General features: G+C 47.5%; 14 protein-coding genes. 1 reads left to right on the top strand and 13 read right to left on the bottom strand.

Going from position 1 to position 12,333, the window contains the following annotated elements:
• Positions 1-121 precede the first annotated feature (121 nt).
• A complete protein-coding gene (acpP, locus tag VB118_04300; GenBank protein MEA4831824.1) occupies positions 122-349 on the top strand; it encodes an acyl carrier protein in 228 nt (75 codons plus the stop codon).
• Positions 350-626: 277 nt separating this feature from the next.
• Here the strand turns inward: acpP and VB118_04295 are convergent, their stop codons facing one another.
• From VB118_04295 to VB118_04235, 13 genes are all read right to left on the bottom strand, one after another.
• Positions 627-1,331 (bottom strand): MgtC/SapB family protein, encoded by a 705-nt coding sequence (locus tag VB118_04295; GenBank protein ID MEA4831823.1) that lies wholly within the window; start codon positions 1,329-1,331, stop codon positions 627-629.
• Positions 1,332-1,335: 4 nt separating this feature from the next.
• Entirely contained in the window at positions 1,336-2,283 is a 948-nt protein-coding gene (locus tag VB118_04290; protein ID MEA4831822.1) for a TIGR01212 family radical SAM protein, read from the bottom strand.
• A gap of 133 nt (positions 2,284-2,416) precedes the next feature.
• On the bottom strand, positions 2,417-3,736 hold the full coding sequence (locus VB118_04285; protein ID MEA4831821.1) for a DegT/DnrJ/EryC1/StrS family aminotransferase: 1,320 nt from the start codon (positions 3,734-3,736) through the stop codon (positions 2,417-2,419).
• A gap of 228 nt (positions 3,737-3,964) precedes the next feature.
• Positions 3,965-4,852 carry a hypothetical protein gene (locus VB118_04280; GenBank protein ID MEA4831820.1) on the bottom strand — a complete coding sequence of 296 codons (888 nt, stop codon included), beginning with the start codon at positions 4,850-4,852 and terminating at the stop codon, positions 3,965-3,967.
• Position 4,853: 1 nt separating this feature from the next.
• Positions 4,854-5,705: a DNA glycosylase gene (locus VB118_04275; GenBank protein MEA4831819.1), complete on the bottom strand. Its 852-nt coding sequence runs from the start codon at positions 5,703-5,705 to the stop codon at positions 4,854-4,856.
• Complete coding sequence (locus tag VB118_04270) at positions 5,702-6,400, bottom strand: DUF6062 family protein (GenBank protein ID MEA4831818.1); 699 nt, start codon at positions 6,398-6,400, stop codon at positions 5,702-5,704. Before VB118_04270 ends, VB118_04275 begins: the two co-directional genes overlap by 4 nt.
• Before the next feature lie 10 nt (positions 6,401-6,410).
• The gene (locus tag VB118_04265) at positions 6,411-7,127 is read right to left on the bottom strand and encodes a redox-sensing transcriptional repressor Rex (GenBank protein ID MEA4831817.1); all 717 of its coding nucleotides are present in this window, start codon (positions 7,125-7,127) and stop codon (positions 6,411-6,413) included.
• A 290-nt stretch (positions 7,128-7,417) separates the two neighbouring features.
• Positions 7,418-8,419: a tRNA (adenosine(37)-N6)-threonylcarbamoyltransferase complex transferase subunit TsaD gene (tsaD, locus tag VB118_04260; GenBank protein MEA4831816.1), complete on the bottom strand. Its 1,002-nt coding sequence runs from the start codon at positions 8,417-8,419 to the stop codon at positions 7,418-7,420.
• A 103-nt stretch (positions 8,420-8,522) separates the two neighbouring features.
• A complete protein-coding gene (gene rimI / locus VB118_04255; protein ID MEA4831815.1) occupies positions 8,523-8,999 on the bottom strand; it encodes a ribosomal protein S18-alanine N-acetyltransferase in 477 nt (158 codons plus the stop codon).
• Complete coding sequence (locus VB118_04250; GenBank protein ID MEA4831814.1) at positions 8,996-9,451, bottom strand: hypothetical protein; 456 nt, start codon at positions 9,449-9,451, stop codon at positions 8,996-8,998. The genes rimI and VB118_04250 overlap by 4 nt, the downstream gene beginning before the upstream one ends.
• Before the next feature lie 22 nt (positions 9,452-9,473).
• Positions 9,474-9,968: a dCMP deaminase family protein gene (locus VB118_04245; protein ID MEA4831813.1), complete on the bottom strand. Its 495-nt coding sequence runs from the start codon at positions 9,966-9,968 to the stop codon at positions 9,474-9,476.
• Positions 9,969-10,458: 490 nt separating this feature from the next.
• The gene (gene galU, locus VB118_04240) at positions 10,459-11,328 is read right to left on the bottom strand and encodes a UTP--glucose-1-phosphate uridylyltransferase GalU (GenBank protein MEA4831812.1); all 870 of its coding nucleotides are present in this window, start codon (positions 11,326-11,328) and stop codon (positions 10,459-10,461) included.
• 207 nt (positions 11,329-11,535) lie between these two features.
• Positions 11,536-12,138, bottom strand: coding sequence for an XRE family transcriptional regulator (locus tag VB118_04235; protein MEA4831811.1), 603 nt, complete (start codon positions 12,136-12,138; stop codon positions 11,536-11,538).
• Positions 12,139-12,333: the final 195 nt, after the last annotated feature.

The raw sequence follows: 12,333 nt of genomic DNA, 5'->3' as shown, positions 1-12,333 counted from the left end.
CTCAAGCCTGCGCCATGCGCATCGGTATTTTCGCTCTTGACAAAGCTGCGGAAAAGATGTAAAATAATCTGAAAATAAATTATGAACCCGGCTTTTTTGCTGCCGGAGAAACGGAACTTTTATGATAGAAAAAATAAAAGACCTGCTTGCCAAGCAGCTGAGAATTGATGTTAATACAATAACCGACAACACCAACATTATTGAGGATCTCGGCGCGGACAGTTTAGATATTGTCGAAATGCTCATGGCTATTGAAGAGAAGTTCGGCGTCAACGTTCCGGATGAAGACGTCCCTCAGCTTAAAACCGTGAAAAACGTAGCCGAATATATTGAAGCAAACGAAAAATAACTCGCAATGCATATCACGTTTACGAGAGAAAGCTCCATGTACCAGAGCCTTTTTTCTTTAACTGTATAATTTTTTATTCCTAAGCAATAAAGACAGCCTCTTAAAACACGAATTTTCGCACCATCGCTTTTAATAATCTATTGCCGGAAGCAGTCTTTGCTTCTCATTTTATTGCGATATAAAGTTTCCTGAATTATTTTATTACCACGTTTTAAAAATCCGGCGCGCCGCATGATTATACGGCGCGCCGGGAATTTTTATTTTATTTGGTTATGTTTTACTGCATTCCGATACCGATGGCATATTCTACGCTGTCGAAGGAGGAAACCTTTATCGGTATATCCGATGATTTTGTGCCTTTGCAGTGAATTGTCGCAATAAAGGAAGGCTTGCCGTCGCATATGATCGGATGCTGCTTTTTGTCAAAGCTGATTATTATCATTCCGTTTGATTCTGTTTCCGTTAAAAATGAGCTGAGAGGAACTCTGTCTTTAAGCTCGATATATATATCACAGTATGTGCTCTTGTTGGAGAAATAACGGTCTGCGCGCTGGAGCAGCGTGAGAATGATGGTTATTATAAGCGTGCCGATAAGGGCGCCGGAATAAAACCCGGAGCCTACCGCGAGCCCGACCGACGCGGCGGCCCACATTCCGGCTGCCGTAGTGAGACCACGTATATGAGTTGAGCCTGTCACTATTATCGTTCCGGCGCCAAGAAAGCCGATACCACTGACGACCTGCGCCGCCATACGCGTCGGATCGCCCGAGCCGAAAGCGGTCACGATATATTCGTTTGTCATCATTACCATGGCTGCGCCGAGGCACACGAGCATATGAGTCCGCAGACCGGCGGCGCGCCTTTTTATTTCACGCTCTATTCCGATCGCCGCTCCGCATGTAACGGCAAGAAGCGACCTGATTATAATTGTCAAAACATTCAATTCGCTCAATCCCTTTATAAAATCAGTTATAATATTCATATTTTTATTCTCCGGGATAATATTTTATGCCTTGAAAGCTGTCGCGGCGGAGCATTTCTTTGTCGATGGAATTTAAAACGACGAACTTTTTAAGGCTCCAGAGCGGAGCCACAAGGTCATTCTTTTTTCCATCACCGGTGATTCGTTCTATCACAGTATCCGGCGGCAGGATTGCAAGCTGGTCGCAGACGATATCCACATATTCGTCGAGCGTAAGCGGAATGATCTTCCCTTCCCGCAGCATATCTTCCGCGGCGGTTCCGCGTAAAATATGAAGCAGGTGTATTTTTATGCCATCGGGTCTTAACTTAGCGGTTTCTCTGACGGTATACAGCATATCGTCTTTATTCTCACCTGGCAGGCCGTTTATTATATGGACGCATACGCGGATTCCCACATCCTTAAGCGCCTGATAGCCGCACAGAAAATCCGAATAAGTGTGGCATCTGTTTATAATTCCGGCTGTAACGTCATTGCAGGTTTGAAGCCCGAGCTCTACCGAGAGCTTTGTCTTTTCGCTGTATTCCCCGAGCAGAGAAATTATGCCGCCGTCAAGGCAATCCGGGCGCGTTGCAATGTATATTCCGCAAACTCCGGGAAATGTAAGCGCTTCATCAAACAGTGCTCTGAGCTTTTCGGGCGGCGCGTAGGTATTCGTATGTGCCTGAAAATAGGCGATATAATTTTTGACTTCCCATTTGGACGAACGCGCCTCACGCATCTGAGCAAGTTGTTCCGTAACGGAAAACGCGCTTTCCGCGGAAAAGTCGCCGCTGCCACGTCCGGAGCAGTATATACATCCGCCTATGCCCTTCGTGCCGTCGATGTTCGGGCAGGTGAAGCCCGCGTCTATGGGAAGGCGCGCGGTTTTTTCACCGAAAACCGATTTAAAATAATAGTCTTCGGTGTAATAACGCTTAAATCCGGCGGAATGAGGAAACGGCGATTTCATATATTTATCCTTTGAGGCGGGATTAATAAAAATTCATTTTATTAATTCGGACGGCCAATGGTCGCTCCTACATATTTTTCAAAAATTCCACCGCCGGATTAAGGCGGTGGAATTAAATCATTGTGTTTTGCGGTTATTTATACATATTAACGCTTCTGCCGGCGTTCTTTATCTTTACTTCGCGAAGGTTATTGTCCTCTTCGTATTTGACGAGGTCATCAACATTTGCGAGAATCTTGTGATATGCTTCCGAATACTGCTCAAGGTGTTCCTTGCATTCCTTTTCAAAGCGGGGAGCGAGCATAAATGCGCGATCGGCGAGCTTTTCAGTAACGGGAAGCGGCTGACCTTTTTTATATGTGCATCCTTCCGGATATATCGGATTGCGTCCGCCCCAGATTCCGTCTCCGGTATAAAGCGGAGCGGTATGCAAGTGACCGTATCCGCAGGAACCGCAGCTGACGCCTTCGGCGGCGGCGGCACTCAGAACGGTGTTGAGGTTTAGCCCTTCAAGTTCTTCGGGGTTGTAACGGACATAATGATATGCATAAAGACGTTCGGCACCCTGAGGAACCTTCTGAACTGTGATATAAGACAGATCAGATATGAGCTTTTCAAGATAAGCGGCGTTCTTATTGCGGAGTGCGTTGACTTCCGCAAGATTGTCGAGCTGTGCGTCCGCGATGGCGATTGCAAGCGGATGAACGCGATGCTTATAACCGAATCCGGTCAGAGAATACTGTCTGTACGCAGAATCGGCGGGGAGGGCGGAAAGTCTTTCGTAAGAACCGAGAGCGCAGGCCCTTTCATAATAACTGATATTGTTGGTGACCATTATTCCGGCTTCTCCGGCGGCAAGAGTCTTTGAGCCCTGCATTGAGAAGCATCCTACGTCTCCGATAGAGCCGACCTTTTTGCCCTTGTACATTGCGCCGTGAGCGTGAGAGCAGTCTTCAACGATTTTGAGGTTATACTTTTTCGCGAGAGCCAGGATCGGATCCAAATCTACCGGGGTGCCCCAGACGTGGACGACCACGATAGCTTTTGTTTTAGAGGTGATATGGGGCTCGATTGTTTCCGCGGTAAGGTTATGAGAGTCATAATCAACCTCCGCAAATATCGGGGTGGCGTTGTTGACAACGACGGGACCGACCGACGCCCAGAAAGTAAACGAAGGAACGATTACCTCATCTCCGGGGCCGACGCCGACCGCAAAAAGACCTGCCTGAATGGAGGTAGTTCCGTTGGGAACGCATATACCATATTTTACGCCAATGAAATCGCAAAATCTCTTTTCAAATTGTCCTACTATCGGAGAAGTTGAGATTTCTCCGGCTCTCATCAAACGTTCAACGGTTACATATGCCTTTTCCGGAACAAGAGGGAGTGTGGCAACTTCGCCTGTGCTGTGCTTGACGGCTTTTTCTCCGCCCAATAATGCAAGTTTAGACATAACTTACTCCTTATGTATCGTTATTTACCTGCTCAGTCGCCCCTTTTGGCGCGAAGCAAGCATAAAACATTTCATCTTCATTGTTTACTTTATCATTTTTGCATATAAAAGTCAAGGGATTTTGTGTTTTTTGCTTAAAAATATAGACTAAGTTTAATAATAGGCGGAGCCTTTTTCGGTCATTTTGCTGATTAGTCAAGCCCTGCGCCGTCCGCATTTACAATATTTCTATTCAAGGGTGAGGCTGTCAAGCTCTTCCACTTTCGCGCGATCGCTTTCGGAACGTGTAAAGAGCTTTTTCATCCTGCCGCAGGAGGGGCAGGATATGACAAGGCTGTCATATCCGATGCCGATGGCAAGTTTTTTACCGCCGCACGAGCACCTGAGCGCGCCGTCGGTCACCATGTCCCGCAAAAGATACATAACTTCGCCGGTAATCACGGGATTATCGCATTCGGAAATGTCATGCGGCGCTTTCGGCTTTTTGCCTTCTTCCGCTTTTATTTCCCCGGCTTCGCGGTTATTATTATTATTAAAATCATGATTGCAATTGCAATTATGATTCTCTCCGATACCGTTTTTTTGCTCGTTCAGAGACCCCCGCCTTTTTTCGCATTCGTCGTCAAAGGCGTCGTCGTCAAAATCAAGGTCATCTTCGTCTTCATTTTCATAATCGTTGTCATCGCCGTCTTCGTCGCCGTCTTCGTCGCCGTCAATGTCATCGGCCTCATCTTCTGTGCTGAGCCCGTCGTCAAAGTTTTCGTCTATCAGGGTCTGAAGCAGCTTGTCGGATATGTCAAGCGCCTTTTCAACCTGCTTTTTTTCTCCGACAAACACGACATCGACGCCCGTATACGGGCACTGCAGCAGGAACAGTTCTTTACCGAAAACAAGAGATGGCGCGACCGTGAATCTGTGCGGATTTTCACATACGATGCAAGGCGCGGTAATCCTCAGCTTGTTGTCAGAGGCTGTTTCTATTGCCAGAGTGCTTTGACCGCAGTCGCATTTGAATATTTTACGCCCTCCTGAAAGCTCAAAAATATTAAGCTTTTCAATTGTAGTCATTCCGCATGCTCCGCATCGGAACGCGATCGTTATTTCGCTTGCGCTCATTTTAAATCTCGTTTCTTTCATTGTTGAATATGTATTGCTGCGCAATTCCCGCATATGCTCCGAAATCCGGAAGCGTTCCGCCAAACCGGGTATTTATTGCGCGTTTTATCCACACATCGACCGGGAACATATCCTTCCGCGCGTATCCGAATAACAATACGCAGTTCGCAACCTTCGGTCCAACGCCATAAAGCGTCATAAGCTCCATGCGCGCTTCATCGTCCCTCAGCCCGCTGACGGATGATAAGTCAAACCGCCCGGAAGCAACGGTTTCGGCACAGCGGGCGATGTATTTTGCTCTGAATCCGAATTTCATATCCAAAAGCGCCTTTTCACCTGCTGAAGCCACTGCCTCCGCTGTCGGAAAGGCATAAACAGTCTCGCCATATGGCGACTCGAAGCCGTTTCCAAGCTCGCGGCAAAGGCGGGCGATGAGCGAGCGTATGCGCGGGATGTTGTTATTTTGCGAAGTGATAAAGCTGATAAGCGTTTCAAACGGCTCCTGATGCAGTATTCGTATGCCGGTTCCGGCCTTCATGGCACGGGTCATTGTGTCGTAAAGCGCCGCGTTTTGCATGCTGTGAGCAAGTATATCGCTGCGGACACATGAATAGTCCGTGCTCATATCGAAATATTCGTCGATAAATTGTTTTCCGGCGTCGCTGACAACACGGATACAGCCGTCACGCGCTTTTTCCGCGCGTATAAAGCTGCCTGCGGCGACGCCCTCATATCCTTGTCTGCCGTCTCTTTCGGCGGGGAAAAAGCGGAAAGACTGTCCGCATTCAAAAATCAGCCTGATATCGAAATCCTCAAGAGGAGCTATGTCGTATATATATTGCCGGGATATCATTTTAATGCGCCGGCCTTTCCTGAAAGGAATGACGCCGCGCGTTCAACGGCATCTCGGCTGTTGTTCCACGGTTCGTCCTTAAAACGGTAATCAAACTTTTTGCAGAACCAGTCAATGTCTTTCTCCAGCTCTCCGATATAAACACTCTGAATATGCTGAGCGGCCGCCGCGAAATCCGGAAGCTTCTTTTTTGATATATATGCTTTTGATATCCGCATCATTTGCGAATAATGTGGGATGCAGAAAAACGGCTGGGCATCGAATTTTTTCCGGAAATCCGGGTCGGCGTCCCATAAAAGCATCGAGGTTTCAAACATTTTTGTAAGATGCATATCAATTTTACCGCATATATAGCATGAATCCGCGATCGCTTTTGCGTTATCGGCAATTTTTTCCGTATTCTCGCGTATCAGACCCAAAAAGGACTTGAAGAGAACCGCTTCGCGTACACAATCAAGATGGCTGTCCAGCATGAGCGCCAGACCAAGCCTGTTTTTACCGGAAAGCATTTGATCATAATGCTTCCGGCAAAAGCCCAGCTTGTTTGTTTTTGTTCTTATGTCCGGCTCCATCAGCGAAGCGCCGAGAATGAGCTCAATCTCGCTTGACTCAAGCTTTTCATACATCCTGCAGAAAGGACATCCGTCTGATATCTCAAAGGCTTCGTTTACGGGTATTGTATATATCTTTTCCATGGAATATCCTCTAATTTTCTATTATCTCGCCCTTTTCTCCGTTTGCCATGGCATAACACAGGCGCATCAGCGAATCGCCTATATGAACGTTTTCTATCCTGACATCCGGATAATCTGGAAGAGCCAGCTCCATGTTCGCAAAATTCCAAAATCCGTATATCCCGAGCTTCGCGAGCCGGACGGCCGCCGCCTGGGTTTCGGATTTAGGCAGCGTAAGAACCGCCAGATTTATTTTCTTGCCGCGGCAGAAGCTTTCGAGCGAATCCATCGGTAGCACATCGACACCGGCAACCGATCTGCCGATTATCTCCGGGTTGACGTCAAACAACGCAATGACCTTGACCCCGCTCTTTGAAAACAGCGAATGGTTGGCCAGCGCGTTGCCTAATTTTCCCGCGCCGATTATTACGGCTGAATACGCATTCTTTATGCCGAGAATCTCCGCGATCGCTTCATGCAGCAGCGCCACATCATATCCGTAGCCGTATTTTCCGAAGCCGCCGAAACAGTTGAGATCCTGACGTATCTGACTTGCGGTCACGCTCATTCTCTCTGATAACTCACGCGATGAAATTCTTGTTATTCCGTTTTTTAAAAGCTCTCCGAGATAACGGTAATAACGCGGAAGACGGCGGATCACCGCCGGGGAAATGCTTTTTTTTGCCGTTTTCACGCCGGTGTCAGAGATATCGGGCAAAACGGCCGGTTTTTCGGTATTATTCATCATTTTGGCACCTTACTTTTATGCTTGTCTGATATCCGCATAAGTCCGGCGGGTATATTTGTAAACCTTTATTTTAAGCCTGCTGTATAACCTTTCCACAATTACCACATGGTTTTCCACAGGCTTAATTCATCAGAATGGCGATTTTTAATCGAAAAGTCACGATAGAAGCGCGTACTCAACAGGCTTTTCCACAGGCTGTGGAAAACTTTTTTGCCGAAGGTGTGTTTTTTATTGAACGTTTATTGTAAATTGGAACGGTTTTATCCCGTTGTAAAGCCTGGCTGATTTTATCATATTTCGGCATCAGCGGACGCGTTTGAGGAAATCGAGCCGACATTTCCGGCGAGAAATTCATAGTAGGCCTGTGCTCCGATCATCGCGGCGTTATCTCCGCACAGCGATACGGGAGGGACGCAGAGACGGAGACCTTTTCTCTGCGCGAGAGAGGCGAAGGCGGATCGTATATGGCTGTTGGCGGATACGCCGCCGCACAGCACGAGCGTGCCGCATCCGGTATATCTGAACGCGTTTTCCGAGCGAGATACTAAAGCCGAAACAACGGAGTCTGTAAACGAACGTGCGATATCCGGAACCTGTATGGGAATCTTTCGCTGGGCATCGTTGTTCAGGCGGTTGATGACGGCGGTTTTAAGACCCGAAAACGAGAATTCAAACGGAGAATCTTTGACCGCGGGAGACGGAAAAGAATATTTTCCGGGAGTGCCGAGCGACGCGGCGGAGTCCATTTCCTTCCCTCCGGGATAAGGCATCCCCATAACGCGCGCCACCTTGTCGAAGGCTTCGCCGGCCGCGTCGTCGCGCGTGTGACCGATCACCTCAAAACGCGTATAGTCCGCGACCTTGATCATCGATGTGTGCCCTCCGGACAAGACGAGCGCCAGAAAAGGCGGCTCAAGCGAAGGAAACGCAAGATATGACGCGGCGATGTGACCTCTTATATGATTGACCGGAATGAACGGCTTGCCCGCGGAATACGCCAGAGCCTTTCCGAAGTTCATTCCGACCAACAGCGCGCCGATAAGGCCCGGCTGAGCGGTTGCGGCGACGGCTTCAATATCCGCAAATGTCGCTCCGGCCTGTTCCAAAGCGTCCGAAACAAGACCGGAAACAGCCTCGGTGTGAGCACGGGAGGCAATTTCCGGCACAACGCCGCCATATTTTTTATGAATGTCTATCTGCGACAGCACGACGCTGGATATGATCCTTCTTCCGTCGGCCACGACGGCCGCGGCCGTTTCGTCGCACGAGCTTTCTATTGCGAGGATATTCAATTTATGAGTTCCTTTTTATAATTAATGCGGCAATTTATTAGCTTTATTAACTCGGCATTTAAATAATCACCGCTCGTGAGTCACATGTCACATAAAACAGCTATTATTTTAATTGCCGTTTTAATAAAATAGCGTCCTCAACCGGTGCGGTATAAAAGCCCCTTCTCTCGCCGATCCGGACAAAGCCGTGTTTTTCATAAAGAGACATCGCGGCGAAATTCGACCTTCTGACCTCGAGAAACATAACGTCAAGCTCAGCTCGGCGCGCCGCGCCGCAAAGCTCCGTGAGAAGCGCGTTTCCGACGCCTTTTCTCCTGAATTGCGGCAAAACGGCAATGTTGTTTATCTGACCTTCTCCGGCCACGCAGTACATTGTGGCGTAACCGGAAAAGCTGTCTCCGAGGTATGCGCAGAAGCCGATCACACGTGTTGCAGTGCAACACATTTCTTCGCAAAGGCGTAAAATATCGTTTTCGCTCCATGGAGAGGTGAAGATCCTTTTTTCCGCTTCACTGATCAAAGCGGCATGCGATATTGAAACCGGCTCAAGCCTTATTTGATTCACGGCTGAATCACTCATTTTAATATGCCCAGCTTTCCGAAAAGCGTTTTTATCCCGCGTTCGATTTCCTGAGCGCACATGAGATACGCTTCCTCAGACATGCCGAACGGATCCGGTATATCCTCCGGCATCACTGTGAGCTTTGATTCGTTTTCAAGCCCGGCACCGAATTTTTGCTTTATATATAATAAATGTCTTTGAGATATTGCAATGACGAGGTCGCTTTTATCGATAAGCTCCTTTGTGAGCGTCTGCGGACGGTGCGCGAACATGATGCCGTAAAGCCCGTATATCGCTTTTTTGGCGTTCGCGGCAATGTCAGAGGCGCCGAATGTGTCTATTCCCGCCGAATCGAATTCGAATTCCGGTTTGTCTTCAGCTTTGACAGATTTCGCATAAAGCTGTGTGGCAATCGCCTGTGCCATCGGGCTGCGGCAGGTATTCTGGGAGCAGACGAACAGTATTTTCATCAGTTTTCTCCGATTATAAGCTTCAGTATCCGAAGGTGCCGGAAAGGCTGTCATCGTCGTCGACCCAATCGCTGACATTGTAGACGGTATATTCATCAGTGGAGTTTCTTATTATGACTTTTTCGATTCCCGCGTTGATCACGAGCCTTTTGCACATCTGACAGCAGCAGGCATCTGGAATGAGTTCGCCTGTTTTGACATCGATACTGGTAAGATAAAGCGTCGCGCCGAGCATTTCCTCGCGGCTTGCCGCTATTATCGCGTTTGCCTCCGCGTGTACGGAGCGGCACAGCTCGTATCTTTCTCCACGCGGCACATTAAGCTTTTCGCGCTGGCAATAGTTGAGGTCGCAGCAGTTTTTGCGTCCGCGCGGCGCGCCGACATATCCGGTTGATACAATGGAATCGTTTTTCACTATTATGGCGCCGTATTTTTTTCTCAAGCAGGTGCTTCGCTCCGCGACAGCCTGAGCGATATCGAGATAATAGTTTTCCTTTGATCTTCTTTCGGCATTCATATAATCACCGTCGTTTTCTATAATTTAATGGAATGATACCCTTTTCATAATTTGCAATTCGTATTTGGCTTATTTTACTTACTCGAAGTTGTCAGTTAAAAAGCTGCCCTTATCATATATGTTAAAACTTTAACTTCCGGATATAATTCGCGACTTGTTTATATACAAAGCGCATTTGGAACTGGCAGGGATGACATCTGCCCTATAAGCCAAAAGGAGGGGGGCTTAAGGGGGAGAAGGGGCGGAAACTTGAACGGCGCAAAGTTTTTGGTTCCGCTCCTTTTCCCACTTTTAAAATTGCAAATCGCTATAACAATTTATACTGTATCGGGAAGAAATCGAACGGACGACCAAAGGTCGCCCCTATATTAGAGGGAAAGGCTGCTGTGTATGAATATGAAACATTAAAATTTGTCGGGTCGATTATTGATATCCTACATATTAATTTTTAACCCAGAATTTGCTTTTTGAAGTCTCACAAACCTTCAGCTTACAGTTCTGACGCAAATTCCTTTAGCCATTTTTTAAAATCCGATCCGATTTCGGGATTTTTTACACCCATCGAAACGTTCGCGATCAGGAATCCGAGCTTGCTGCCCATGTCATGGCGCACGCCGTCAAATTCGTATGCGATCATGCCGCGCGCACGGGCGATCTCTGCCATGGCGTCTGTCAGCTGTATCTCTCCGCCCGCGCCGGGCAATGTGTGATCGATTATATCGAATATATCCGGGGTAAGCAGCACTCTGCCGAGGATGGCGAGCTGAGTGATTATCTGTTCCTCGGTCGGCTTTTCTATCATATCCTTCACTTTATAGACTCTGTCCGCGAGCTTTGCCGCGTCGAGCGTGCAGTATTTTTTGATCTGCTCGCGCGAAACGGTCTGAACGCCGAGGACCGGCAGCTCATACTTTTCATAAAGCTTTATCATTTCGCCTACGGTCGGCTTCGCGGCGTCGATTATATCGTCTCCGTACATGACCGCGAACGGCTCGTTTCCGACGAAGCTCTTGGCACAGCGGACCGCGTGTCCGAGACCCTTCGCCTGTTTCTGGCGAACAAACTGGATGTTGGCGAGATTTGCCACCCGTCTGATTCTTTCGAGCATTTCGGTTTTTCCGGAAGCGGTCAGCCTTGTTTCATATTCGGGAGAATAATCAAAATAATCCTCTATCGCGTCTTTATCGCGGTTTGTGATTATAAGTATGTCAGTTATTCCGGATTTAACAGCCTCTTCGACAAGATACTGGATGGCAGGCTCGTCCACTATCGGCATCATTTCCTTCGGAACAGCTTTAGCGGCGGGCAGCATTCTCGTCCCGAGCCCTGCCGCGGGAATTACAGCTTTTGTGATTTTCATTTAATAGTTCCTCCTGTATATTTGTATTATTTTTTAAATTATTAATAAACGACTGCCGCTTAGCAATAAAATTTTCTAAAATATTATTATACCGAATAAGCAGACGCGCGATCAACAATCAGCAAAGATGTTACCATTATATATCATACGCATGAGTTTTTCAATACTTAATAGCGACGTATTTGTGAGTTACTTTAGCGCGTACAGTCATAATTTCGCCCGAAGCTCTTCAACGGCGCCGAGGATCACGACAGGGAGCGAGTGAATATCACGATTTGAAAAAAAAATAGGTTCATAAGCCGTGTTCATCGAAATGAGAAAAATACCTTCCGATGTCTTCTTCAGCTTTTTACATGTTGCTTCTCCGTTACCGATCAATGCAATCACCGTTTTACCTGAATCGCAGTCGGAACAGCTTCTGACGATCACAACATCGCCGTCGGAAATTTTAGGCTCCATGCTGTCGCCTTTTATTCTTAGCGCAAAATATTCGCCGCGTGCGGCAGTTTCCGCCGATATTTCCTCAAAATCAAGGATATCCTCGACAGCTGACATCGGAATGCCGGCAGCGACAGATCCGAGCACCGGAATCCTGACCGCTTCTTTTACATATGAGACGCCGAGAATATAGCCGATGTCTGTGCCGAATAATTTGGCGATTTTTTTTGCAGTTGCCGAGTCGGGGGCGGTGCGTCCGGTTTCCCATTGGCTGACGGCGGTCTGATGGACGCCGATTCTTGCCGCGAATTCGCTCTGGGATAACCCCGAGCGTCGGCGCAGAGCGCGTATGTTGCCGGCCTGATCGTTCATGGGCGTATTATCCTTTGATAAATTTTTAATTTAAATAATCATTGTCTTATAAGATAGGGAACCCATATATCAGAGACTTTTCTATCTTTAGGCGGTAATTATATAAACGCAGGGTAAACAATAAATATTATATTAGCAAGGCTATTATATGTCAAGCATAATAAAAAATATTATCAGAATATAATAGTATTTCTA

It is taken from the genome of Oscillospiraceae bacterium, assembly GCA_034925865.1.
Lineage (GTDB): Bacteria > Bacillota > Clostridia > Oscillospirales > SIG627 > SIG704.
The sequence above is the reverse complement of the archived record's forward strand: the minus strand, read 5'-3'. Positions and strand labels throughout refer to the sequence as shown.

Excerpts from the sequence above, each read along its gene's own strand:
- VB118_04280 (MEA4831820.1), bottom strand. The coding sequence starts at position 4,852 with ATGAGCGCAAGCGAAATAACGATCGCGTTCCGATGCGGAGCATGCGGA.
- VB118_04290 (MEA4831822.1), bottom strand. The coding sequence starts at position 2,283 with ATGAAATCGCCGTTTCCTCATTCCGCCGGATTTAAGCGTTATTACACC.
- VB118_04270 (MEA4831818.1), bottom strand. The coding sequence starts at position 6,400 with ATGGAAAAGATATATACAATACCCGTAAACGAAGCCTTTGAGATATCA.
- rimI (MEA4831815.1), bottom strand. The coding sequence starts at position 8,999 with ATGAGTGATTCAGCCGTGAATCAAATAAGGCTTGAGCCGGTTTCAATA.
- VB118_04245 (MEA4831813.1), bottom strand. The coding sequence starts at position 9,968 with ATGAATGCCGAAAGAAGATCAAAGGAAAACTATTATCTCGATATCGCT.
- VB118_04250 (MEA4831814.1), bottom strand. The coding sequence starts at position 9,451 with ATGAAAATACTGTTCGTCTGCTCCCAGAATACCTGCCGCAGCCCGATG.
- galU (MEA4831812.1), bottom strand. The coding sequence starts at position 11,328 with ATGAAAATCACAAAAGCTGTAATTCCCGCGGCAGGGCTCGGGACGAGA.
- VB118_04285 (MEA4831821.1), bottom strand. The coding sequence starts at position 3,736 with ATGTCTAAACTTGCATTATTGGGCGGAGAAAAAGCCGTCAAGCACAGC.
- acpP (MEA4831824.1), top strand. The coding sequence starts at position 122 with ATGATAGAAAAAATAAAAGACCTGCTTGCCAAGCAGCTGAGAATTGAT.
- VB118_04265 (MEA4831817.1), bottom strand. The coding sequence starts at position 7,127 with ATGATGAATAATACCGAAAAACCGGCCGTTTTGCCCGATATCTCTGAC.
- VB118_04235 (MEA4831811.1), bottom strand. The coding sequence starts at position 12,138 with ATGAACGATCAGGCCGGCAACATACGCGCTCTGCGCCGACGCTCGGGG.
- VB118_04275 (MEA4831819.1), bottom strand. The coding sequence starts at position 5,705 with ATGATATCCCGGCAATATATATACGACATAGCTCCTCTTGAGGATTTC.
- VB118_04295 (MEA4831823.1), bottom strand. The coding sequence starts at position 1,331 with ATGAATATTATAACTGATTTTATAAAGGGATTGAGCGAATTGAATGTT.